The 26,065-nt window shown below is 49.1% G+C and carries 19 protein-coding genes; 5 read left to right on the top strand and 14 right to left on the bottom strand.

What is annotated here, in order from left to right; all coding sequences use genetic code 11:
* A partial coding sequence (locus ACTHMC_RS13455) for a hybrid sensor histidine kinase/response regulator (RefSeq protein ID WP_440413719.1) occupies positions 1-3,883 on the bottom strand: 3,883 nt, incomplete at its 3' end.
* A gap of 109 nt (positions 3,884-3,992) precedes the next feature.
* On the opposite strand from ACTHMC_RS13455, the gene ACTHMC_RS13450 reads away from it, so the two are divergent.
* Entirely contained in the window at positions 3,993-5,267 is a 1,275-nt protein-coding gene (locus ACTHMC_RS13450) for a hypothetical protein (RefSeq protein WP_440413717.1), read from the top strand.
* A gap of 84 nt (positions 5,268-5,351) precedes the next feature.
* Positions 5,352-7,874 carry a phosphocholine-specific phospholipase C gene (locus ACTHMC_RS13445; protein ID WP_440413715.1) on the top strand — a complete coding sequence of 841 codons (2,523 nt, stop codon included), beginning with the start codon at positions 5,352-5,354 and terminating at the stop codon, positions 7,872-7,874.
* Between the two features lie 13 nt (positions 7,875-7,887).
* Here the strand turns inward: ACTHMC_RS13445 and ACTHMC_RS13440 are convergent, their stop codons facing one another.
* Positions 7,888-8,268, bottom strand: a complete 381-nt coding sequence (locus ACTHMC_RS13440) for a VOC family protein (protein ID WP_440413713.1) — start codon at positions 8,266-8,268, stop codon at positions 7,888-7,890.
* Between the two features lie 193 nt (positions 8,269-8,461).
* Positions 8,462-9,253, bottom strand: coding sequence for a phytanoyl-CoA dioxygenase family protein (locus ACTHMC_RS13435; protein ID WP_440413712.1), 792 nt, complete (start codon positions 9,251-9,253; stop codon positions 8,462-8,464).
* Positions 9,254-9,425: 172 nt separating this feature from the next.
* Here ACTHMC_RS13435 and ACTHMC_RS13430 point away from each other — a divergent pair, with 172 nt between their 5' ends.
* The gene (locus ACTHMC_RS13430) at positions 9,426-9,599 is read left to right on the top strand and encodes a phosphatidate cytidylyltransferase (protein ID WP_440413710.1); all 174 of its coding nucleotides are present in this window, start codon (positions 9,426-9,428) and stop codon (positions 9,597-9,599) included.
* Here ACTHMC_RS13430 and ACTHMC_RS13425 read toward each other — a convergent pair whose 3' ends face one another.
* The 9 genes from ACTHMC_RS13425 to ACTHMC_RS13385 all read right to left on the bottom strand — a co-directional run bounded on the left by ACTHMC_RS13425 (position 9,600) and on the right by ACTHMC_RS13385 (position 20,330).
* Positions 9,600-10,121 carry a hypothetical protein gene (locus ACTHMC_RS13425; protein WP_440413708.1) on the bottom strand — a complete coding sequence of 174 codons (522 nt, stop codon included), beginning with the start codon at positions 10,119-10,121 and terminating at the stop codon, positions 9,600-9,602.
* A 110-nt stretch (positions 10,122-10,231) separates the two neighbouring features.
* Positions 10,232-11,332: an acyltransferase family protein gene (locus ACTHMC_RS13420; RefSeq protein WP_440413706.1), complete on the bottom strand. Its 1,101-nt coding sequence runs from the start codon at positions 11,330-11,332 to the stop codon at positions 10,232-10,234.
* Between the two features lie 9 nt (positions 11,333-11,341).
* Positions 11,342-12,208, bottom strand: a complete 867-nt coding sequence (locus ACTHMC_RS13415; RefSeq protein WP_440413704.1) for a PKD domain-containing protein — start codon at positions 12,206-12,208, stop codon at positions 11,342-11,344.
* A 44-nt stretch (positions 12,209-12,252) separates the two neighbouring features.
* Entirely contained in the window at positions 12,253-13,767 is a 1,515-nt protein-coding gene (locus ACTHMC_RS13410; RefSeq protein ID WP_440413703.1) for a RagB/SusD family nutrient uptake outer membrane protein, read from the bottom strand.
* Positions 13,768-13,778: 11 nt separating this feature from the next.
* Positions 13,779-16,790 carry a SusC/RagA family TonB-linked outer membrane protein gene (locus ACTHMC_RS13405; RefSeq protein ID WP_440413701.1) on the bottom strand — a complete coding sequence of 1,004 codons (3,012 nt, stop codon included), beginning with the start codon at positions 16,788-16,790 and terminating at the stop codon, positions 13,779-13,781.
* Between the two features lie 228 nt (positions 16,791-17,018).
* The gene (locus ACTHMC_RS13400) at positions 17,019-18,101 is read right to left on the bottom strand and encodes a dipeptidase (RefSeq protein ID WP_440413699.1); all 1,083 of its coding nucleotides are present in this window, start codon (positions 18,099-18,101) and stop codon (positions 17,019-17,021) included.
* Positions 18,102-18,171: 70 nt separating this feature from the next.
* Positions 18,172-19,149, bottom strand: coding sequence for a 3-hydroxyacyl-CoA dehydrogenase family protein (locus tag ACTHMC_RS13395; protein WP_440413697.1), 978 nt, complete (start codon positions 19,147-19,149; stop codon positions 18,172-18,174).
* 22 nt (positions 19,150-19,171) lie between these two features.
* Positions 19,172-19,564 (bottom strand): RidA family protein, encoded by a 393-nt coding sequence (locus tag ACTHMC_RS13390; RefSeq protein ID WP_440413695.1) that lies wholly within the window; start codon positions 19,562-19,564, stop codon positions 19,172-19,174.
* A 22-nt stretch (positions 19,565-19,586) separates the two neighbouring features.
* Positions 19,587-20,330 (bottom strand): SDR family NAD(P)-dependent oxidoreductase, encoded by a 744-nt coding sequence (locus tag ACTHMC_RS13385; RefSeq protein WP_440413693.1) that lies wholly within the window; start codon positions 20,328-20,330, stop codon positions 19,587-19,589.
* 173 nt (positions 20,331-20,503) lie between these two features.
* On the opposite strand from ACTHMC_RS13385, the gene ACTHMC_RS13380 reads away from it, so the two are divergent.
* Positions 20,504-21,535: a LacI family DNA-binding transcriptional regulator gene (locus tag ACTHMC_RS13380; RefSeq protein ID WP_440413692.1), complete on the top strand. Its 1,032-nt coding sequence runs from the start codon at positions 20,504-20,506 to the stop codon at positions 21,533-21,535.
* Positions 21,536-21,715: 180 nt separating this feature from the next.
* Positions 21,716-24,151: a T9SS type A sorting domain-containing protein gene (locus ACTHMC_RS13375; RefSeq protein WP_440413691.1), complete on the top strand. Its 2,436-nt coding sequence runs from the start codon at positions 21,716-21,718 to the stop codon at positions 24,149-24,151.
* 148 nt (positions 24,152-24,299) lie between these two features.
* On the opposite strand, the gene ACTHMC_RS13370 is transcribed toward ACTHMC_RS13375, so the two are convergent.
* Positions 24,300-24,977, bottom strand: a complete 678-nt coding sequence (locus tag ACTHMC_RS13370) for a hypothetical protein (RefSeq protein WP_440413689.1) — start codon at positions 24,975-24,977, stop codon at positions 24,300-24,302.
* Between the two features lie 2 nt (positions 24,978-24,979).
* On the bottom strand, positions 24,980-26,065 hold a 1,086-nt coding region (locus tag ACTHMC_RS13365; protein WP_440413688.1), incomplete at its 5' end, for a hypothetical protein.

Below are 26,065 nucleotides of genomic sequence, written 5' to 3'. Positions count from 1 at the left end.
CCAGTTCTTTTTCCAGGATCGAGGCGTTGAGCTCCACATCGTCCAGGTGCTTTTCGATGATGGCCACCAGGGAACTGATGAACTCTTTATCTGTATCCGGCAGATCCGATTTGCTGAGGTCGATCTGGCTGTTGCTGCTGAAGATCTCATTGAGCTTTTGACGGTACTCCAGCAATTTACGAACCCGGACCTGCAGGTATTTTACATGAAAAGGTTTTGCAATATATTCATCGGCCCCAGATTCATACCCCTGGATACTGTGATCGATACTGCCACGGGCCGACAGCATGATGAAAGGGATCTGGCATGTAGCAGGGGCATTCTTCACCCGGTCGCAGAACTCCAGCCCATCCATATCCGGCATCATTACATCACTGATGATGCAGTCCGGGGTCACCTGCTGCATCAGTTCAAGCGCTTCGCGGCCATTGCCGGCTTCATAGATGATATACTGATCTTTTAAGATATCATGCAGGAGGTAACGGATGCCCGGTTCGTCCTCTACTATTAATATGGAGTGACGCTGATCATCCTGTACTTCTTCAATGATCGCGCGTTTGTTATTTTCTTCGGTACTGATCCCCTCCGTGTCTTCATTCCATTTGGTAACGGCACGATAGAGATAACTGGGTTTTTCGGAAGTACTGCGCTCCTCCCGTTCATCGGCCGGCTCTTTGAGCAGCAGGGGCAATTGAAGATGGAAAATGATCCGGTCTCCTTCCAGCCTGGCATTGATTGAGCCACCCAGCATGGTCACCAGCTGCCTGGTGAAGGCGAGGCCGATGCCGGTACCAAACTTCTCCACCCGGGGTGTACCCGGGGCTACATAGAACTGGTTGAAGAGTTTGTCCAGTTGTTCCGGACCGATCCCGCAACCGGTATTGGCCACCTCTATATTGAGCAGGTTACCGGCGGGCTGCCAGGTCTTCACGGATATTTCAGCGTTGCGTGCAGAATGTTTGAATGCATTCGACAATAAATTGAAGATGATCTTCTCCAGTTTGTCTTTGTCCACCCAGGCAGCCATATCCCCGCTGATCTCGCGATGGTACTGCTTTCCCTCCTGCTCACTGAGTGGTACGAAGGGATCGGTGAGGTACATGAAGAGTTCGCGAAGATCGAGGAAACTGTACTGGTTATTGGTGAAGCCGGCTTCGGCCTTCCTGAAATCCAGCAGCTGCTGTACCAGGTAAGTGAGGCGTGATGCCTGCTGGTGGATCAATGGTGTATAATGCGAATCCGGTTGAACAAGAATGCGCTCGGCCGATCCCATGATCAGGGTCAGCGGCGTCTGCAGTTCATGGGCAATATTGGTGAAGAAGCCTAACTGTTGCTGATGGAGTTCTTCTTCTTTCACCCTCATGAGATGTTCCACCGCCAGTTGGTTGCGGATCTCCTGCCGGTTCCTGCGGTAGCGGTAGATCATCCATGCAATAAAGGATAGCAGGATCGCATAGGCCAGCAGGGCCGGCCATCGCAACCAGAAATATTGCTGCACGGTAAGACTGAGCACCACCGATTCACCCGTCCAGGCCCCTTCTCCATTCGACCATTTGATGTGCAAGGTATAATCACCGGGCAGGATATTGCTGTATACGATCTTGCCGTTATTGCCTGAATTATGCCAGGTCTTATCATAGCCTTCCAGGAACCAGGCGTATTCACATTTTTCTGCATTGAGGAAGCTGAGCGCCTTGACATTGAGCTCAAAGAATCCGTCTTTCCTTTCCAGCGTATACCCGGCAGCGTTAGTGCCTCCCGGTTTCACGATGTTGAAGGCGCTTGCAGCACTGTTATCTCCCCCCATTATCCTGCCGGTGACCAGCAGTTCCGGCAACCAGCTGGTAGTGCGGATGCTGCTGGGAAGAAAATAGTTGAAACCATAGATGCCACCCATGAACAGGTATCCTCCCGGATCTTTCCACACTGCCCCGTCACTGAACTCATTGCTCTGCAAGCCATCCATCTGCTGGTAATAGGAAACAGATGGACCGGCAGGATCTACACGTGCCATGCCTTTATTGGTGCTGACCCATATCTGACCTGCTGCATCTTCCCCGATAGCATGAATGGTATTATTGGGTAAGCCATTGTCTGTAGTGAACTTATGGAATACAGGACTGGCGCTGCTTACATCTGCTGCGTTCATCCAGTTGAGGCCATAACTGGTGCCCACCCAGATGCGGTGCTGACTGTCGTAATACACTGCAATCACATCATTATTGGAAAGACTGCCTTCATAAGTAAAGGCTTTGAATGTTTTGAATTTACCGGTCTGTTTATCCAGTACGCTGAGCCCGCCGTAGCGGCAGGCGATCCAGATATAGCGGTCGTCGCCGGCAGCGAGCGAATAAATGATATCGTTTGCTGGTCCTGTATCGGCATTGGTGAAAATGAATTTCTCCAGGAAATCAAGTCGCAGCCTGCCATTGAACATCCGCTGCAATCTACAGTGCACAAGGCCGTAACTGCTGGTGCCCAGCCAGAGTGAACTGTCTTTATCCGGCAGGATGGCATACACGGATCCGAACTCTGCATACCGGTCATGTCCTTCGATCTCCTGCCAGTGATGGAATTTTCCATTACCCGGATCGTACACACCAAGCCCTCTCCCATCGGTACCGATATACACCAGCTGATCCGGACCGCGGCGGATGGCAAACACGGCGTTATTGTCCAGCTGCCCGGGATAAGTGAAATAACTGCGTTCTTCTTTGGTTCCGGAGGGCAACCAGAATTTATTAAAAGAAATGATGCCACTGCCTTTAGTGCCTACCCAGAGATTACCGTTCACTTCCGCAAAAGCGCGCACAGGCCTGTTGCTGGCCATGCTTTCATTGGAAGTGGCGATATTTCCAAAAGGTTTGGTCTGCAAGAATATTTTCATCATTCCATTACCGTCGGTCCCGGCCCAGAGGATCTCTTCCGTACCAGGTCTCCAGGCAGTTACCCGCAATTGCTGCAATCGCGAGATCTGGTCTGTAAGAAAGGGAGATGGACGGAACTGCTCATCATATACACTCACACCTCTTGAAGTGAAAGCGAGGAGATAGTGCTGCTGGTAAAAAGTGATAGCTGCCACTCCTGCCTGCAAAGCCACAATGGACGTGGATTTACCAGTACCTGTATCTAACTGGAATAACTGATTGAGTGAATTGGTAAAGAAGAACCTGTTATTGGCGATGAAGAAATTATTGATGGCCGTTACATCCTGGATCGTCTGCTGGTGAATGAACTGTCCACCCTTTTTCACATAAATTTCCAGTGCGCCGGTATTGTTCAGGATACAAAGCCGGTTACCGGGATCGAAGGCGATCTTTTGCACGCGCGACGGGTGACGCGGCACCGGGCAGACCAGGAAACTGTCTGCCATGGCATCAAAGCGGGTAAGGCCTGATTTCTGAGTAAGGCAATACACTGTTCCAGCCGTATCGATGGCCAGTTCAAACTCCTGCTCGCTCACGCGGCTGCGTTGCTGCTGTCCGTAAAAATAATTGGTGAACCTTCCCTTGTTCTTTTCATATCTTGAAACACCCTGGATGGTGCTGACCCAGATATTCTTTTCGCGGTCTTCAGCTATATGCTTGATCACATTGTTGCCGATGCTGCGGGGATCGTTCTCCCTGCTGTAATTGAATACATGGAACATGCTGCCGTCATACATGTTCAGGCCATCCCAGGTAGCGATCCAGAGCAGGTTATCACTGTCTTTGAATACATCGTTGATGGCGCTGTTGGAAAGACCGTTGCGGTTATCGAGATACTGTAGAAAAAATTGCCCGGAGGATTGTGCTGCGCCCTTTTGTACAAAACACAGTAAGCCTGTAAGGAACAATACCTGTGCTTTGACTGATGATCGTATGGCGCGCAATACATTCAGCATGTCAGGAATAAATGGGGTTTGTGAATCCGGATTCCAAGCGAATGTAATTTTTTTAAACCAAAGGCATTGGTGTTTTCTTCGCCTATATTTGTTCAGCAAACTTAACCGCATGAGAAAACCGTTGCTCCTCATTTCCGGCCTGGCACTCAGTACCGGCCTGGCTGCTCAATCAAAACCCGACTGTATCAGGCAATTGCAACCCGCGGCAGACTCAGTATCCATCATGGCAGAAAAACTGATCAGCTCAGGATTCACGGCCGGCGATGGTTATGGAGAGGTCTGGATCCGCGATCTCAATACTTTCATCGATCTCGCCTGCCAGGTGAATGACAAAGCCATCATCAAAAAACACCTGCTCACGTTCTTCAAATTCCAACAGGCTGATGGTGGGATCCTGGATGGTTATATTCCCATTGAAAAATCTCATGGCGTTGGTTATGCTTATTATTATTCTCCGCTGGCGCCTGAATATGCAGGACATAAGAATACGGTGGAAACCGATCAGGAGACTTCTCTTATCCAGGCAGTAGCGAAGTATATCCGTAATACCGGCGACAAATCCATTCTCACCGATACAGTTGCAGATGGAAATGTGCAGCAACATCTGGAGCGCGCCATGCTCTTTCTCATCACCAAAAGATGGAATGTAAAATATGGCCTGATCTGGGGTGCTACAACCGTTGACTGGGGCGATGTTCAGCCAGAGCATGATTGGGGCGTAGTACTCGACAGCAGTTCGCATCTCTCCATCGATATCTATGACAATGCCATGTTCATGGTGGCGATCAATGATTTTCTCAGCATCGCTTCTCTCACTGCAAAACAAAAAACATACTGGCAGGATGTAAGGAGGAAATTGCAGATGAATATCCGGAAACATTTATGGAATAGCAGGCAACAGAAATTCAAACCACATATCTATCTCAACGGGTCACCCTTCCCTGCTGGCTTTGATGAGGATGCTATTTATTATCATGGCGGTACTGCCGTGGCCATTGAAGCCGGGCTGCTGACAAAAGAAGAAGTGCGCACTGCTTATAAAAAGATGCAGGCGAATATGAAAGCCGCGAATGCCGCTACCATCGGGCTGACCATTTATCCTGTGTATCCGGAAGGTTATTTCAAGAACAAAGGCATGGGGCCCTATTCTTACCAGAATGGCGGCGACTGGGGCTGGTTTGGTGGCCGCATGGTGAGCCAGCTGATCCGTTATGACCTGATACCGGAGGCTTGTGAAGCGCTGAAACCCTTTCTCAGCCGGGTATTGATCAATAAAGGATTCTATGAGTGGTATACGCCGGACAATCAGCCGAAGGGCTCCTCCAGTTTCAGAGGAGAGGCAGGTGTGTTGTGGACAGCGATAAAAGATCTGAAAAAACGGTAAATATTAAGCTGCGGTTAATTTCTGCGCCGGCTTCTTATTCTTGCATCGTCCCTTTATCTTTAGCGTCTATTCAACGCCTACATTATGGATACAAGGAGGGAATTTCTGAAGAATGCCGGGCTGATCGCAGGAGGAGCCGGCCTGTTTCAATTCATGCCAGCTTCTATAGCCAGGGCCCTGGCCATCGACCCGGCACCAGGCAGCACTTACCTAAATGCAGAGCATATTGTTTTCCTGATGCAGGAGAACAGGTCGTTCGACCATGCCTATGGCAGTCTGCAGGGCGTTCGCGGCTTCAATGATCCCCGCGCTATCCAGTTGCCGGACAAAAACCTGGTATGGCTGCAAACGGATAAAGCAGGACAAACATTCGCTCCTTTCCGGCTCAATATAAAAGATACCAGGGCCACCTGGATGAGTTCCCTGCCACATAGCTGGAGCGACCAGGTTGATGCACGCAACGAAGGCCTCTACGATAAATGGCTGCACGCCAAAGGCAGCGGCAGAAAGGACTACAAGGGCATGCCCCTCACACTGGGCTACCATACCCGCGAAGACATCCCCTTCTATTATGCCATGGCAGACGCTTTCACCGTTTGTGACCATAATTTCTGTTCCTCCCTTACCGGCACCACACCCAACCGTCTTTATTTCTGGAGCGGCACCATCCGTGAAAAAGCAGATCCCGATTCTATTGCACGCGTATGGAACGGCGATGCCGATTACAATACGGAAGTGAGCTGGAAAACATTCCCGGAAAGACTCGAAGAAGAAGGCATCAGCTGGAAAGTATACCAGAACGAGCTCAGCGTGAACGTAGGCTTCAAAGGTGAAGAAGAATCCTGGCTCGCCAATTTCGGAGACAATCCCCTGGAGTATTTCACACAGTACCAGGTGAAATTCCACAAAGCCTATATCAGCAATCTACCTGCTGCTATCAAAGCGATGGAAGCAGACATCAAAGCACAGGAAACAACCATTGCCGCACTGCCTGCTGAAGGCGAAGCCACTGCCAAAGCAAAAGGCAAACTGGCCTGGCAGCAACGCAAGCTGGAAGAATACAAAGCCGACACAGTAAAATACTCAGAAGAGAATTTCAGCAAACTTTCCGAACAGGAAAAACAGATCCACCTGAAAGCATTCAGCACCAATACCGGTGATGCGGATTATCATAGTTTATCTGAGCTCAGATACCAGGATGGCGATACCAAGCGCAGCATGCTGGCCCCCAAAGGAGATGTGCTGCACCAGTTCCGCCAGGATGTGAAAGAGAATAAACTCCCCACTGTATCATGGATAGTGGCTCCGGAGAATTTCTCCGATCACCCCAGCTCCGCCTGGTTTGGTGTGTGGTATATCAGTGAAGTGCTCGACATCCTTACCAAAGACCCTGAAGTATGGAAGAAGACCATCTTCGTACTTACCTATGATGAGAATGATGGTTATTATGACCACCTCCCTCCTTTTGTAGCACCGCATCCGCAGAAACCTGAAACCGGCAAGACTTCTGCAGGTATCGATACGAGCCTGGAATATGTTGCCAACAAATCACAACAGTCTTCAGAAGATGATGAAGTGCGTGAGAGCCCAATCGGACTGGGTTACAGGGTACCGATGGTGATCGCATCACCCTGGAGCCGCGGCGGATGGGTGAACTCGGAAGTGTTTGATCATACCAGCTCCTTACAGTTCCTGGAACATTTCCTGTCGCACAAAACAAAGAAGCAGATCACTGAGCCCAATATCACTGAGTGGAGAAGGACGGTGTGTGGCAATCTCACTTCCGCTTTCAGGCCGTGGAATGGAGAGAAGATCGAATTGCCGGCATTTATTACACGTGATCCATTTATCGAAGGCATTCACAAAGCGCAGTTCAAAAAATTACCGGATAATTTCAAAGCGCTGACTGCTGCTGAAATAGCAGCTATCAATAAACATCCACATACAGCGCCTTATATGGCCAAACAGGAACCGGGGATCAGATCGGCCTGTGCATTGCCGTATGAGTTGTATGCTACAGCCAGGATGAATACTGACCGCACTGTCATTACGCTGAGGATGACTGCAGGTGATATGCTGGAACGCAGCGGGGGCGCTCCTTTCCAGGTATATGCCTATAACCTGACCGGCAATAAGGTGCAGGCGCGTTCCTATGCTGTTAAAAAAGGCGACAGTATCAGTGATGAATGGCAATTGCAGGATTTTCAGAACAACCAGTACCTGCTTCGAGTGTATGGCCCTAATGGTTTTTTCCGTGAATTCCAGGGTAAGGGGGAAGATTCACCTTTTATAGTGGATTGCCGGTATGAGCGGATCTTTACCGGGGCTAAGGGTTTCAGTGGGAACCTTAACCTGCATTTTTTAAATCCCGGAAAGAAACCTGTAAAATTCCTGGTAAAGGATAATGCATACGGATCTGCAGCGAAGCATCTGACCGTGCCAGCTGGTGGCGAAGAAAAACTGGTTATTTTGCCATCCCATTACAGGTGGTATGATCTTACAGTAACTGCTGAAGGCTTTACCGGTTTCATCAGGCGCTATGCCGGGCATGTGGAAACAGGAAAACCCAGCAAGACAGATCCTTTCATGGGACAGGTGGTAAAATAAAATTATACTTTACTTATTCCCCTGCAGGCTCCCAAAGCTCTATTTTGTTGCCTTCCAGGTCAATGATGTGCACAAATTTACCATAATCGAAGGATTCGATCTGGTCAACAATGGTCACACCTTCCTTTTTTAATTCCTCTACCAGCGCTTCCAGGTTCTCCACCCGGTAATTGATCATAAACTCTTTGGTGGAAGGCTCAAAGTATTTGGTGGTTTCGTTGAAGGGGCTCCATTGGGTCTGGCCCTTTTTTGTGTTGTCGTCCCCTTCATACCATTCAAAGGTGGCGCCATACTGGTTTGTGTTTAGCCCGAGATGTTGCTGGTACCAGTCTTTCAATTTAGCGGCGTCCTTGCATTTGAAAAAGATACCGCCGATTCCTGTTACTTTTTTCATGATGCTGTTGTTTTTATTGTTGCAATCTCTCTCTAATGTAAGTTTTTTAGTAATGCAAATGAGGATACCCTATATGTGAAGTATTTCGCAATGCCCGGTAGCTCGCCTCTGGCGACACGGTGTTCGCCAGAGGCGAACCAATAGAAGTCACTCGCGGGGATGCGAGCGACCGGGCACTGCGAAAGTAAAAGCATCATGCCTGTTTCAAGCCCAACCTGATAGCCTGCTCAATAGGCGTATATACATACCCGTTATTTTCATCATAAATGTTAAGATCTCCGCGAATCAGTAAGGGCGGCTGCGCCAGAAATCTTGGCGCGGTACCTGTATGGGACTGCGCCGCATGCACCAGGAAAGGATGACAGAGGTATACCGTTCCTGCTTTACCTGTTGCCAGGAACTCTTTTCTTGCCGGCAAATCACCCAATCTTCCGGCAATTTCCATGAATGACAATCCAGCTTCCCCAAATGGTTGCAGCATATTAGCCACATCCAAATGTGAGCCTGCCAGTATACGCGTAGGCGCATCCTTCGGTCCCACATCAGAAAAAAGGAATAACATCAGCAGGCCACGACCTTTGGAATATATATTGCTCCTCCAGCTGAGATAATCATTGGGGTCCTCACCCGGAAATGCTACATCCACGTGCCAGCCGGTATCATTGGGTATTTCATCAGACGGAAAACGCAGCACCATGGAGCCCATATTGCGGCAGGGAACCCAACGGTCCTTGCCCACCAGCTGATCAAAAGCATTCAACAAAATGGGTGTATTCGCCGCCTCTACAAAAGGGCCGGCCGAATAATATCCCAACCTGATCACTGGTTGTTTCCAGGCTTCCGGCATATCAGGACTTAATCCGATTTCTTTCCAGAGAATTTCACGAATGCTGGCAGCCAATGCTGCCGGGAAGGCTTCATCCACACGCACAAAGCCTTGCTCAATAAATTGCTTTATCTGTTCAGGAGATAATTGATCCTGCATATAATAATTGTTGAAGTAATGAAATAGGAATATTCTCCCTTCTGTGAAAGGGATCAGTTACTGTGAAGCAGGATCATTAAAGTGTTGGAGTGAATCTCATACCACGAATATAAGGAATCAAATTGATCAGTGAGCTGGCAAAAGAATTGCATTTGCCTTTAAAAGGTTGATTATGAAACAATACCCATACTTAATTACGATGATGCTCCTCGCCCTGGTAACGCTTTCTTCCTGCGAAGTGATCGGCGGTATCTTCAAAGCCGGTGTCTGGGTTGGCGTACTGGCCGTAGTAGGCGTAGTGGCGCTGATCATTTTCCTTATCAGCAAAATGGGCGGGAGAAAATAGTTATTCAGGGGCATTATCCTTCAGTGGATAAGGTTCCCCTGAATCTTTCTTCTGGTTACGCTTTGCACTGAACGGAAATATGATGCCTGCAAAGGAGCCCACTGCAAAATTGATGATGCTCGCACCCATAAATATGCGAAAACTCAGCCCATTTGTTTTATCGAAGATCTCATTGGCAGGTGTATTGTGCGTGGCCGTTTCCGCTGGCCCGGCGCTGAGATAACCGGGTATCATCACAGATAACAGCAGAAAGGCGAACAGGCAACTGAACACTACCCCTATCAGGGTAACCATATGTGAAGCAAAGACCATGGTAACTGTGTTGGCATTTTCTCCTCTCACCTTATTGAAAAACAAAGTGTGACATACAATCACTATCAGAAACAGAAAACTTCCGAGATAGATCAGCCAGGTGGATCCATATGACGGATCTTTCAGACAGAAAAATACAGGTATGATAAATAACAACGCTGCTATAAACCCAGACCTGAAGCTATTGGGAAAATTGATCCTCTTGAACATACGCCACTTTTTGCTGCAGAAAGGCAAAAAAACCATACCAGCTTGCTTTACCCTGAAATGCGAAAGGGGCTTCCTGATCGAAAGCCCCTTTTGTACAGGTATCGCCGCACTTATATTTTGAAGAATATTTTCTTTTTATACAGCCACCAGCACAAGAGCCAGTAGCCAACCAGTATTACCAATGACGTGAATAACTGAGCCCAGACTTCCGGCAGGTTCACTGCCGTGAACAAAGGCATGGTGAACACCGCCACTGATTTGTTGATCCAGGTCCAGCCCATGATCTCGAACAGAATATAGATGAAGAGTGAATTCATCCCTACCACCACAGCTATCCACGCATACCTGTTCCGCCCACCAATATCGATGACACGATAACAGGCTGCAGTAAGCAAGATCACCAGACCACCTGAAGCCAGCACAAAAGAACTGGTGCAGATCCGTTTGATGATGGGCGATATTCCTGTCAGGTCAAGACCATAACCCACTACCGTTGCAACAGCACCCGCGATCAGCAACCATTTCATCTTTTCATTGGCGGTCTGCTGACTGATCAGCAGTTTACCCACCAGGCAGCCCCAGATGGTATGCGCTGCGGTTGGTATGAAATTGAAAGCCACCCATCCATCGGAGTTGGTCTTGCCCATCAATACCAGGTCCATCCAGGTTCCGAAATTCTGATGCTGTGTGAATGGCTGATCATAGCCGGGAATATTTGTATATCTGTATAACAACTCCGTGATCAGCAACAATACCAGGGAAAAGATCAGTTGAAATTTTACTGAACGCTCGATGATGAGAAACGCAATCAATGTGGTCACCGATAACTGGGCCAGCACATTCCACAATTCCCAGACCGGTTTCCCTGACAGCACCGAGTAGATCGCAAGGGCCCAGAACAATAGCCAGGCGCATCTTTTAAGGATATGCGGCCATTGTTTCATCCAGGATTGTCCCTTTTCCTTTTTCCTGGAAAAGGCGATGTACATGGCAGCTCCGGCCATGAACATGAATGCAGGTTGCACCAGGTCCCAGGCGCGGAGCCCGTGCCAGGGATGATGGAAGAACTGTTGCACAATCACATCCAGCCAGTGCCCTTCTGTAAGCTGGTGCATATTCACATACAGGGCAGTGCTTTCAGCGGCCAGCAGGATCATGATGATGCCGCGCATCACATCGAGGGTAAGGAGTCTTCCGTTCAAAGTATTCAAAGCTTTTGGTTATTCAGACATATCCAGGAAGAAGGCCGCAGCGCCGGGATCAGGCACAGTACCAATCTGTGCACTCCAGTCGCTCTTGGTCAATGCCACACCGATCTTCATACCTTTTCCGGTAAGCCCTTTGATCTTGGAACGCACCAGCCTGCCTTCGCATTTCATGATGCCGCCGCTCTCCTCCACTTTACCGATGGAATAGAATTCAGAGATGCTTTGCGCATCGAACGTGAACGCGTTCTGTGCGCCCTTATGATAGAATACATCGAACCAGTCGTTCAGCGCGGCGCCTTCCAGCAGCACGTCATTGCCAGCGCCTGCAAAGAGCCAGGTGATCAGGCCTGTGCCTCCATTGTTATCCGTATCCATGTAGAAATCGAAGATATCACCCGCTGCGCGTGTGGTAGCGATCTCGAAATAGAAATAGATATAGTTGCCGTCATAATCGTATTTGGCCTTACGGAATACACCGCCGCCTGCTCCGGAAGTCACCACATTGGTAACCACCGTATCCCAGTCGCTCAGCGTATTGTCATTGAGCTTTACCGCTGTGCTCTTGCTGATGCGCAATACGGTGGAAGCCTCAAAGCTGCGGCCATCCTTCATGGTCACATACATGGTAGGCACATACTTTCCTTTTCCGGAGTAAGTATGGGTGGGATTTTCCTCCGTGGAGCTGCTGCCATCACCGAATTCCCATTTGAAGGACTGCACCCCTTCGGTTTTGTTGGTGAAGTCAACGGTATAACCATCTACATTGATCTCGAACACGATATCCGGTGCGCGGTCATCGTCTTTGCTGCAGGAGCTCATTCCCAGCAGGATTGCGGCTGCCAGCAGGCATTGTTTTATATCGAAAGAAAACAGTTTCATGTCTTTGGTTTTTGGATGAGTGATCATTCGCATATCCTTAAACGTTAATTATTCTGTTCGCAGAGCGGGTTGCTCTGCACCTCATCAACGGGAATATAATAAATGATCCGGTTACTGTTCCAGTTGGTGATGAGATTATTGTAACCCGCAGGCTGAACGGCCAGGTTGATATCGGTCTCTTTCAGTCCGCGCAGATGATATCCCCAGTAGGTACGGTTCAGGTTACGCTTGTTGCGGTATACATCATACATACGATGGCCTTCAAAAGCAAGCTCTATCCGGCGTTCTTTCAGCACCACATCCAGCGCCGACCTGCCGGCAGGAAGTACGCGGTTATACAGAGATCCATCCAGGCCACGGTTCTTACGGATCATGTCCACATCGTCCAACGCATTGTTGTTGAGGTTCTTCTTGGCCTCGGCTTCTGCCTTATTGAGGTACATCTCAGAGAGGCGGAACATGATGGGTGAACTGAGTGTAGGGCTTCCACCCTGGAAACTGAACTTGCTGATATAATAGGTTTCGATACCGTTCTTCAATGCAACACCGCCGCTGCCATTATCCAGTTTCACGATATATTTCCAGCGCACATCCTCGGGATGGTCTGACATCGAATCGCGGAGTGCCTTGGAGGCAAACTCTTCGCCCCATCCGGAGTTGCCATCGGAATAGATCATACTGGCAATCGATCCGAATTTTCCTTTGTCATCCACCTGTGTGTGCGCCACGCAGAAGATGGTTTCGCTGCCACCCATTGCATTCGCAAACAGGGTCTGGAACGTTGTGGCATTGGTGAGAGTGAAACGCGGGGAGTTGATCACCTTATCGGAATACTCGATGGTCTTATCATAACTATCCATATACAAATAAGCCCTGGAAAGCAGTGCCCATGCGGCTTCGCGCGAAGCGTACTGCACACCGCGGGAAGCAGTCATCAGTTCAGCGCCTTTCTCTGCATCGGCAATGATGCTCTGATAAACTTCAGCCACCGTTGCCCGTGCTTTCTGCGCGGGGTCGGCCACCGAGGTGCGGAGGATGATGCCCGGAGAAGCAGGATCATGCGTATATGGTTTTGCAAAGAGGCGCACCAGGTTGAAATGACAGAAGGCGCGGAGGAAATAACATTCACCGATCAGCTGCTGGGTAGCGGCATCGGGGTTTGCCACTTTGCCCGCCGCTTCAATCACGGTATTGGCATTGTTGATGATCTTGTAAGTGATATACCAGAAATAGCGGGTATTGGTCTGCGTTGGTGAATGGTCTCCCGTGAAGGAAAGCCATAAGGGATCCGTGGTTACTTGTCCGCATACGATATCATCGGACGCAAAATCGGAGAGATGGTAGAACTGGCGGAGGTACATCAGGTTCAGGTCCTCAACGCCATTGAATTCCACATTGTCTTTGAACAAAGAATAAGCCCCGTTCACGGCATTCACAATGCCGTCCGGGTTATCCGTAAGGTTCCCCGTGGTGATGGCATCGCTGGGCGCTACATCCTTGATGCAGCCCGTGCCGGCCACCAGGGTAATGCTGAGTATGATGAAGAAAAAGCGTTTCATGTGATGATGATTTAGAACCTTAAAATGAGGGTAGCTAAGAACTGCCTGTTGTTGGGATACTTGAAATCCGAAACACCGGGCGTGGCAAAGGAAGCAGGCGTGATTGTGGTCTGCGGGTCCTGACCAACGAAGTCCGTGAAGGTATGCACATTGTCCGCACTGAGCGATATGGTGATGCCTTCCATTCCCAGCTTCTTCACGTAGCTGTCTGGCAGGCTGTAGCTCAGTGTGATATTACGGATCTGCAGGAAACTTCCATCCATCAGGTAACGGCTGCTGGTTTCTGAAGCACCGGCCGCATTCTGTGGACTGGGGTTGGTGGCTTTGTCTCCGGGTTTGGTCCAGATACTGTACCCTGAAGGCAGTACGATCTGATTGAAGTAAGGATCAGTACCATCGTTCATCACAAAACGAAGGTTATTGCTGAACACCTTGTTTCCGTAAAGATAATAGGCGTTCACACTCAGTGAAACATTCTTATAACGGAAAGTATTGGTGATCCCACCCTGAAATTTTGGAAGGGCCGACCCCACTTCCTGGTAAGTGGCCTGCGCATAATCCGAGGTCAGTTCCTTACCGGTGACATTTCCATCGGCATCTTTGATGGTGCGCTCCCATTGCGGTGCACCGGTCTGTTCATTCACACCTGCCCATTTGGGCATATAGAATTCATAAAGATTACCGCCATTACGGTAGATCTGGGAGATAGCCCAGGAACCTGTCTTGATGATATCCGATGGAAGAGCGCGCAGTTTATTACTGTTGAAGTTGATATTGAAATCAGTGTTCCATTCAAAGTTCCTGCTACGGATATTGGTGCTGTTGATACCGATCTCCAGTCCCTGGTTCACGATCTCACCCACATTCTGCCATCTTTGTTCAAAGCCTACAGAGATTGGCTGCGATACCTGCAGCAGCAGGTCTTTGGTAACGTTCCTGTAAGCATCCACCGTCAGGTTTACCCTGTCGAACAAACCGATATCCACACCGGCATTGATCTGGTGTTTGCTTTCCCAGGTAAGATCAGGACTGGGCAGCTGAAGCGGCACAGCTCCTACATTTCCGTTGTACTGTGCACTGAGCGAATACAGTCCCAGGTATCTCGATGCACCGATATCCTGCGTACCTGTAACGCCATAGCTCACCCGGAATTTCAGGTAACTCAGCGATTCTTTCATACCTGCCATGAAATCTTCATTGCTGGCCAGCCACGCTGCAGACACGGAAGGGAAGTTCGCATACCGGTTACTGCTGGGGAAATTGGAAGAACCATCTCTCCGGAAGGAGGCAGTCAGGAAATAACGGTTGAGGTAGCTATAGTTCACCTGGGAGAGAAAGGATTGAATATATGCTTCGTTCACATAACCTTTCACCAGCTGGCTGTTACTCACTACATTCAGCACCCGCTGTCCGAGCGGAAGGCCTTTACCGGATCCGCCGAGCACTTCAAACTTGCTGGCCTCATAGGCCATACCGGCCAGACCGCTGATACCGTGGTCACCGTATTTGAGATTGAACTTTAAGAGGTTGTTACTCACCAGCCCGTAATTGAGCGTGCTCAGCTCATCCAGGAAGCCGGTATTGTGATAGGTTCCGGCAGTGGCGGGTGAAAAGAAATTGGAGCTCTTGTTATAACCGGCGGCAAACCTGTTGGAGCTGCTGAAAGAGAGCCAGGGAGTGATATCGATATTGAGTGCGGCATCATAGTTCACATCAAATCCTTTGTAAGGGTGATCTGAATTGTTGATGGTATGCACAGGATTGATCTTATCGCGGCTCCACCATTTGAAGGGCGAAGTGCCATCTACATAACGTGGCCTGCCTGCGGAATCCCAGGGATTGTCCCATGGCAGGTTGAGATATGCATAATAGATGTCCATGTAATCATAGCTCTTGCCGGTGGAAGCACTCACGTTAATATTATTGGTGAAGTTGATCCATTTGGCAAAATTGTAGGTGCTGTTGGCGCGCACGTTGATCCGCTGGAAATTAGTGTTCATGAATGTTCCTTTCTCATTGTAATAGGAAACACCTGCATAGTAGCTTGCTTTTTCCGTGCGGCCTGCAAAACTTACATAATAGTTCTGCATGAGTGCGTTGCTGAAGATGGTCTTTTGCCAGTTGTAATCCACATCGCGGAGACTGAGCGGTCTTTCGCTGTAGAATTTCAGCAGGTCGATCTTGTGGGAGTTATCGGTTTCGCCGGGGATATAGTCCCGGTACAACTCCTTCTGATACTCGTAGAACTCGTTGCTGTTCATCATTTCCATGCTGCCGAAATCGGCCTGACGGAAACCGGTGGTGGCCTTGGCTTCAAAACGGGTCTTGCCCATTTTGGCTTTCTTGGTAGTAACGATGATCACACCGGCATTGGCCTGTGATCCGTACATGGCGGTGGCACCTGCGTCTTTGAGAACGGTTACGCTTTCCACATCATTGGGATCATAGTTACCACCGATGATACCGTCCACCACAAAGAGCGGGCTCTGTGAGGCGTTGACGGATGAAATACCGCGAAGCCTGATCTCAGGAGCAGCGCCCGGCACACCGGAAGCAGCCACCACCTGGAGGCCCGCCACTTTGCCCTGCAGCATGTTACCGATATTGTTGGTGGTAACATCCTTGAGCTTTTCAGCACTTACTACCGTTACAGCACTTGTGAGCTCACCTCTCTTTTTGTTGCTGTAACCAACGATCACCACTTCACCAAGTTCAGCATCGTTTTTTGTAAGACTGATCACCAGATCTTTGGTGTTGGCATCCACCACCACCTCGGTGGGAGCATAGCCAATGGAAGATGCCTGCAAGGTAAGGCTGCCTGCAGGCGCGCGCAATGTAAAGCTGCCGTTATCATTGGTAACGGCGGTCACATTGGGAGAATTCTTAATGGAAATTGAAACGCCGGAAAGGGGAAGTTTGCCGGCCGCGTCGATCACCCTGCCTGTGATGGTGCGTTCCTGCGCCAAAAGCGCAGTACTACACAAAACAAACAGTGTAATCAACAGTGTTTTGCAAGTGGACATAAGCAGTCGAGTTTGAATCGTGACGAAAAACAAGTAGTGGATACTTCTCTAAAGTTGGTGTATATTTCAATAGGAAAATCACACAATCGGTTGTGTGATTTTTGAAAGTACCCGGGTTGGAACGCGTGCTTCAGACACTTAAATCATTATCCAGCCCGGATACCAGTTTCCGCTGTTTCCATGTACCCCGGGTGAAGTCCGGGATCAGGACAGGTTGGGATTTACAGATCAGGCCCAGGCCTTCCGGAGAAAGCGGAGCCAGTTCCTGTAAAAGATGTTTTCGATATCCTCCTGCGAATAACCGCGCTTGTGCAACAGCGGCGCCAGCCCTTGCAGATCAGCAATGGTATCCATATCATATGGCGCCTGTTCCTGGCCAAACATCCCATCCAGGTCACTGCCGATAGCAATATGCAGGCTGTTGCCTGCGAGCTGGCAGATATGATCGTAATGGTTGATCAGCTTTTCCAGGGTTATATTTTCCCGCTTCGGATCAGACACGCCTCTTTCCCAGTGGTTGGCCAGCATCCAGGCATCGAGCACCCCACCGATCACGGCTTCTCTTTCTATCAATGCTTTGATCTGGTGATCGGCCAGTTGCCTCTGATGATGCACCAGTGTTCTGGTATTATGATGACTGGCCCAGACAGGTCCTTTGAAGAGTTGCAGGGCCTGATCAAAACCCACATCGGTAAGATGGGTAACGTCCAGGATCATGCGTAAATGATCCATTTCGCGTAGCAGGTCCTTCCCCATGCGTGTGAGCGGACCTTCCATGCCTGTACCTGGTGCATAGCGGCCGGGGCCGTAATGAGCGGGTCCCAGGGCGCGGAGGCCGTATGCATAGGCTTTGTGGAGATAAGAAAGATCCACGAGTGAGTCCGCTCCTTCGAGGCTGAGGATATACCCGATCTTCTTTTGTTGATCAGGGATGGTTTCATTCTCCCAATAATCCAGATGTACTTCCAATCCATCGAGGTTCCTGATCTGGATCATTTCCTCCTGCGCTTCCATGGCTTTATACCAGGCGAGTTGTCCCTGTGTTTGCGCCCATGCCTGTTCAGGCGAATGCCAGCCCGGAAGGGTGCTGTTGGGAGCAACATACCGCGCGATCTGCGTAGCCACCACCAATCCCACACGGCCTTTGCGTAACTCCGGCAGGCTCACCATTCCTTTTGCACGATCCGGTTTATCCGTCTGCCCTTTCTCTCTTTCTCTTATATTATTTACAGGTTCGCGCAAATTCCGGTTCCACTCCAGCGCGTTCATGGCGAGATCCAGATGTGCATCTATAATAAATGGTGATTGCATAATATACTGCTGATTTTGCTCAGGGTGTGCCCAGTCGCTCGTGTCCCCGATTATTGGTAACATGCCTTAATTACAACTGTTTCTTCACCACATCAGCCGGGTACCGCAACGCCAGCTCGCGGATCTCATAACTGAACCGGATGAAAGTTTCTTCCCAGAGTTTTGCTTCTTCAGGTGTGTATTCATAAAATCCTTTGGCATTGGCTACTCCCCTTGCGCCGTCTTTCACCAGTTTATCGATCAAGTCCGGCACTTCCTGTTTGTTGCTGAGTGTAGGGAACAGGTCTTTCATCACGGTATGATAAGCCGCAACCCCGGTGAGGTCCATCCACCGGAAAACGCCCACCAGCGTCATCCAGTAACCTGCATTATTGCGGCAGGCGCGGTCCACATCCTCGATACTGGCATAACCATTCTCCACCAGGTTGAAAGCCTCGCGGTACATGGCATACATCAGCCGGTTGGTGATGAAGCCACGGATATCTTTCCTCACCAGTGTAGGCTCTTTGCCCCAGTTGTGAGAGAGCGCATATAAAAATTCACCATTGCTCACATCACTCTGATCCCCGCAGATCACTTCGAGGAAGCGGGTGGTATGCGAAGGTTCCGCCCAATGCAAGCCAAAAAAACGGGAAGGATGTTTCGTATGCTGCTGAAGCATACTGATTGGAATGGCTGATGTATTACTGCACAGCAGTGCCCTTTCACTGATCACTGATTCGATCTGCTGATAAACGGATTGTTTGATACCCAGGTTTTCGATGGTGCATTCAATCACCAGCACGCAATCTGCCAACAGGTTGTAATCCTCGGTGATCAACAGTTTGCTGAAGAAATGATCCGGTGGGAATGTAGTGAGCTTCTCTTGTTTTGAAGTATGCAGGTGCTCCATGATGCGGCCGGCAGCGTGTGTAAGATCATCTTTCAGGGGCGCTACAGCAACCACCGGATGACCGGCCATCAGCAGACAGGTAGTGATGCTGCATCCCATCAGTCCCAGCCCTACGATTCCCACCGGCATTTTTGCCGTATCAATCATTTGTTCCATGATCAGCTTTATGAGTTATAGATTACAGTTTCGGTTTACGTGCAATGGCATCGATCTCCACTTTGATATTGTAGCCGAGCCCCGACTGCACCGTGGTACGCGCGGGCTTCACACCTGTGAACCAGGCGGAATACTCATTATTGAATCCTGCAAAATCATTGATATCTGCCAGGTGCACAGTGCACTTCACCAAATCGTCCATGGTACAGCCTGCAACCTTTAAAAGGCTCTGGATATTGTGCATGGTAAGCCTCGTTTCTTCTTCTATACTGCCCAGTCTGAATTCACTGGTGGTAAAATCGATCGGCCCCTGCCCGCTGATATAGACCCAGCCATCGATTTCCACGGCTGCGGAATAAGCACCGGTTGTAAAACCTTTGCCGGCATTCTCCGGATGAATGATCTCCTTTTTCATTGTAATTCTTTAGTGTGAACGGTTAATAGGTTGCACGGCCTCCCGAAAGATCAAAGGTGAAGCCCGTTGTAAAGCTGTTTTGCGGAGACACGATATAGGCCACGATGCCCGCTGCTTCCTCCAGACTGCCGCAGCGTTTCATCGGGATCTTATCCGTCATGTATTTGACCTGTTCCTCCGGCATCGCATCTACCAGTGCAGTCCGGATCACGGCAGGGGCCAGCGCATTCACCGTGATACCTGTTTCTGCATATTCCTTTCCCTGCACCTTGGCCATCCCTATCACAGCCGCTTTGCTGGCGGAATAAGCCAGCATGCCTGCATTGCCTTCCTTACCTGCAATACTGGCCACATGCAGCACACGGCCGTAATTATTCTTCAGCATCCAGGGCAACACATATTTGGAGGTAAGATAGCTTCCCATAAAATTCACCTCGAATACGGAACGGAGATCCTCTGATTCCACCAGGTGGCTTTTAGTATTGGTGATGCCCGTGATACCGGCACTGTTCACTAAAATATCGATACGGCCATATTTGTTACCGGTATCATCCATTAGTTGTTTCACTGCTTTTTCATCCGTGATATCAATGGCATACGCAGCTGCATTCAATGATGCCGCCACTGCGGATAATTGTTCCGCATTCCTGTCTACCAGCACCAGTTTCACCTTATATGGCGCCAACTGCCGGGCAATGGCCTGCCCAAGCCCCGAAGCGGCTCCCGTGATCACCGCTACCTGATTTTCAAAATGTATTTCCTGCATGTAAATTTCTTGTTCACGCAAAATACAAGGCTGCTGCATTCAAAATTCCGACAACCGGTTGTGCTAATTTTTTTTACACAACCGGTTGTGCTGATAAAATGCGGATAGCGAGTGCCTGCTGCCGGATCATCTCCATGGTATTTTATGTATATTTAAAGAGCGAAGCTGCAAGCATGGAATCCAGAAAGACAACGATATCAGACATTGCCAGGAAATTGAAAATTTCAAAATCAACGGTGTCCCGCGCCCTGAGCAATCACGCCAGTATCGGGCTCAGGACCAGAACTCGGGTTCAGGAGCTGGCCACCGAGCTCAACTATGAACCGGACCAGACAGCCATCAATTTCAAGCAGCGCAAAAAATTGCTGTTGGGCGTGGTGCTTCCTTCCATCTCGCACGAGTTCTTCGCCTCCATCGTGAGTGGTATTGAAGATATTGCCTACAGCAAGAATTACACCCTGTTACTGGGACAATCACGTGATGATGAGGGCCGCGAAAAGCGCATCGTGGAAACCATGAAAGATCACCGGGTTGATGGCATGCTGATCTCCATCTCCAAGAACACCACCAATTACGAGCACTTTGAACTGCTGCGCAGGAATAAGATACCCGTTGTTTTCTTCGACAGGATCCCCGCAATGAACAATATCCATTACATCGCCAGCCAGCTGGAATCAGGAATGACAGAAGCCGTTAACTTCCTTATTAAGAAAGGACATAAACATATTGCACTGATCAATGGCCCGGAACATATGCCTGCCAGTAAAGAAAGGATGCAGGGCTTCAGCAATGCCCTGAAAAAAAAACGCATCAGGCCGAATCCCAGGTACCTGGTTCACACAGATCTTACCAAAGAAGGGAATACTGCCGCCACGCAGGAATTGCTGAATCTGAAGAACAGGCCTGATGCCATCATCGCTTTCAATGATTATGTAGCGATGGATGCCATTCAACACGCCAGGCAGGCGAAGGTTAAGATCAATAAAGACATCTGCTTCATCAGTTTCGCCAATGAAGCCATCTGTGATTATATGGAGCATCCTCCGATGGCCAGCATCGAGCAATTCCCTTACCAGCAGGGGGAAAAAGCCACGGAAACACTGCTCCAGCTGCTCCAAAACACTGATGCGGATGGCGATACATCCGAACCCCACTATCATAATATACTCCTTCCATCACAGCTGGTAGTAAGAATCAGCAAATAGCCTACACGTAACTTATTGAGATTCTAACGGTATTAAGCAACCGGTTGTGTGAATTTATTTCACGCAACCGGTTGATAAATCTTTTGCGTTGGGTTATTGGCTATTTTGGTATTGTCAGCAACACTCCTACCCGTTCGGTCACTTTTCTTCTCATTCTTCAAACTAAAAAACTTGAATGCTATGAAATTTACACTGGTTGTACTCTTCAGTCTCCTGCTGGCGGGCAGCGCCGTGCATGCAGCACCAAGAGAGTACTATGTAGACATCAATTCGCCCACACAGGGCGACGGCAGTATCGGCAATCCCTGGAATACACTGGGCGCCGCTATTTACTGGTGGGGCAATGTAGACACCACCGATGTGATCGTTCACATGCGCGCCGGCACTTACACTCTTGCTGCGGGAACGCCCCTTTATATCGGGTCCGACCGCAGCGGCAACAACGGAAAATATTTTATTCTCAAGGCTTACAACAATGAGCAGGTGATCATCGACGGATCATTGCAGACCGCCAACTTCTCTGCACTGGTGAGTATCGCAAGTGCAAAGTATATCCGTCTGCAGGGACTCACATTCGCCAACCTCACCGGCATCTCAGGATATGGCATCCTGATCAGTGGCGCCAGCGAACATGTTGAGATCATCAACTGCACCTTCTCCAATCTCAGCTGGAACGCGAATCTCAATGAAGCAAAATATCCCGGTCCTGCCAACTACCTGAATGCCATCCGCATCCTGGGCGATGGCGCTACGGCACTCTCCCATGTGCTGATCAGCAACAATACGTTCAACACCATCGCTCCCGGCGTCAGCGACCTGGTGGTGTCTTCCGGCAGCACCAGCAGTATCACGGAGACCGGCAGTACACTTGTGAACATCATCCGTGCTCAGGCAAGAACTGAATTCTATGTGAGCCACACCGGTAATGATACCACGGGTAATGGTTCTTTACTCACTCCATGGCGAACACTCAAGCGCGCCCTGGAAATAGCAGGGTATGATTACTCCACCGTTCCCGCTACCCTGCTGGATTCCAACCTCACCATCTACCTGCGCGCAGGTACTTACAAACCCGTCACAAACGGTTACTGGATCGGAGATAACCGCGGAGCAAACGGCAAATGGACCACCGTCAAAAACTATCCATCTGAACGCGTGATCATCGATGGCGCATTGCTTACAGACAAGTACTCATTCCTCTTCGCTATATCAGGTGCCAAATACATCCGCATCGAAGGCCTGGAATTGAGGAACGTTACGAATGATTCCACGCTCACTTCAGGTGGACTGAAGGATGTGCGTTACGGGATCATCGTTACAGGCGCAGCCGGGCATATCGATATCCGAAACAACGAACTCTATGATATGCACTGGAGCCGCGATACCAACAAGGTGAAAAACCCCGCACCTGACGATGTTTTCGGAGCTATCTCCGTGCTCGGTACTACCAATACTCCTATAACACATCTCAATATCCAGGACAATGATGTACATGATATCGTTCCGGGATATGCAGAGGCCATTGCCATCAATGGTAATGTGGATACCTTCTCTGTGATCGGAAACGAAGTGTATGATATAGCCAATATCGGTATCGTGTCGGCAGGCAATTACAAATGGGTGCTCACCAATAATCCTGGTCTCAGTAAAGTGAACAACCAGAGCCGCAACGGTCTGATCAAAGACAACTCTGTGTACCGATGCTTGTCACCCATAGCCATCAGCGCAGGTATTTACCTGGATGGCTCCAAAAACATCACTGTTGAAGGCAATAACAGTTATCTCAATGGTGTGGGTATATCTGTGGGTAATGAACAGGACAGCAGCGTTGGAACAGGACACCTGGTGAAAGAGAATACACTCTATCATAACCTGGGCTCAGGTATGTATATCGGCAGTAATAATTTCTCATCCAAGGTCACCAACTCCGTGATCAAATGGAATACCATTCAGAACAACTATCATATCGATTCTGCATTATACCGTCGCACCCAGGGAAGGTATGGTATCCTGAATCCTGCCAACAGGTGGTGTGAGATCGTGGTGAACCGGGCAGAAAATATCACGTTCGAGGAGAATGAGGTCACCAGCCTTTCTACCGCAGTGATGGCTTTTGTATACGGACAAACAGGACTGGTGTTCCGCTACAACGAATATTTTACACCCGGCAATGATCCCTGCAACGCCTACTTTGCAAGGGACACAACTGCTGACGGCGTTCCCGATGTGTACTACAGCACTTTCCATCAATATGCGAAGAAGATGAATCTCGACAGGCAGTCCACCCTAGGTGGCGTGGCCTACAATTCTTCCGGTTGCGGAACAGCTCTGCTTTCCACTCCTCCACAGGAAGCCCGATTAGAGATCAGCACCTTCCCGAACCCAGTAACAGACCGGATTTCAGTGCGTATCAAACAGGTGAAATCCGGCCAGGTGCAACTGAGCCTCTACGACCTCAGTGGCAAACTGGTGATGAGTCAAAGTAAGTTCCTGGCAGAAGGAACACAGGTTGTAGGATGGAGCAATCTGAAGCAACAACATGTGGTGCCAGGTGTATACCTGTTGCATGTAACTTCACATGAAAAGAAAGAAGTGATCAAGGTTTTGGTGAGATAAATTACAGCAGTGCAATTCTGTAAGTTTGGGGTTGACAATTATGTCAGCCCCATTTTTATTTAGCAGTGCCCGGTAGCTCGAGTCCCCACGAGTTACTTCTATTTGCCCGCCTCTGGCGAGTTCGGCGTTCGCCGGAGGCGAACAAATATTATTCACTCGCCAGAGGCGAGCGAGTGGTCTCCGAGTAAACTCTTGCTTTCCTTATAAACAGATTTTTAACGGACACTGTCATTAGCTTAGGCAGGCTGTTCCAGGCTGAGCCCGCTACCAGCAAGAATAATCCTGCGAACATCATAAAATCAGATTGCAGCCAGATCCTGTTGCCAATGATCAATAAGGCACCTGCAATGGTCAGCAGCAAAGGTTTATACTGATGCCGCTTGCCTGTGAAGTACACAGCCAGAATATTCACCAGCAACAACCCGATTGAAACCGGCAGGTACCAGGATCTGTAAGGAATACTATCCACTCCCAACACGCCGAAGGCGCTCATATACGCAGCCCAGCAGAAAGGACATTTCGGAAAAAAGGCAATAACCAGCGCTAAAAAAAAGGAAACGTATTTCCGGAATATGATTGAAATCTTTTTCTTCCTTGAAGGTCTCTGCGATTCATCCATACTTCTCAACAATTCCTCTTTAGTGGGTACATTACCGTTAGTATCCCGCCAGATCTCCCTGGCATCCATAAATATGGCAGCTGGCATCACGCTGCTGTATTCCATCCAGCTTGGCAACAATCCTTTTTCAGTCATGGCCTGTTGTAAGCTGCTTCGCAACGAAGGCAGCAACGGACTTTCCTCGCAGGCATAGATCTCAATCAGCATAATTATGATTGTTGATGATGTTTGATCCGGATGTTACGGCTGATCACGTTTTTATTTCCGGTCAGGAATTGTTTCACACCGGTTCCGTTACCTGCAAACTTCCTGTTGAAGGGAAAGCCCAACGGAAGTTTATCCGGGTATGCCGTTGCATTTGCGGCACAGAAACTAACAGACCCGCAATTCCTTTCAGCACCCAGCCCATCGATAGTGCCATCCGTGATCATCACCATCAGGATGAAATCCATTCCACCACCATCTTCAATCCCACGCGGCAGTAACATTCTGTAAGGCCAGCCACAGCTGCATCTTTCAGCATCGAGTGGCAGGTTGATCGGATTGAAGTCCGTGTCATTGGGATCAGGCTCTGCATCAGCAGGCTTCTTTACAACAGACGACAATACATCTTTCCGGCAGATCACTTTCTTTGAATTGCCATCGATGGTATGCGTGAATTTGTCCAGCTCGATCCAGGCTCTTCTGTCCTCCATATTTTCTGCAGGCGCCAAAAAGATGCGCAATGTCAGCAGTCTTGAGCTCAGTTCTTTATTCTCCACGCGGATATAATAGGTGAAAGGATCATGCGTGAGATATGGAAAATCATATGTTGTATTATTTCCATCTGCATTGTAGGTAATGCTGGCCTTCTTCATATAGGTATGAAGCGTTTTCACCGTTTTTATAGAATTCCCGCCTGCAGGAAAAATGCCTTCTTCAAAATCCTTTTCCCAGTTAGCTCCGCCGAAAGCAAGGTTGCCAGTGGCATCCGGGTCACCAGGAATATCTTTGGTAAGGCAGAGGATGAGATCAGCAGAGTAAGGCTCATTATTGTTGCGGACCATTTTGCGCAAGGAGACTTTGGGATCATTGCGACTGAAATCCGTTGGTTCGAATGTTTCCTGCAACCTGAAATAGATATCATCCACCCCTTTATGCCATTCCCAGAAGGCCACATCCCGTATAGCTGCAAAAGTATAATACATCACACCATTGTTCAGCTCTGCGATAGCCACATGCCCGTTACCATGGTAATTACGATAGGATCTCGATGTATCCTCCTGATTTTTATATTCAATGGTAGAACCAAGGCG

It is taken from the genome of Pseudobacter sp. (genome assembly GCF_051955275.1).
Taxonomy (GTDB): domain Bacteria; phylum Bacteroidota; class Bacteroidia; order Chitinophagales; family Chitinophagaceae; genus Pseudobacter.
The sequence above is the reverse complement of the archived record's forward strand: the minus strand, read 5'-3'. Positions and strand labels throughout refer to the sequence as shown.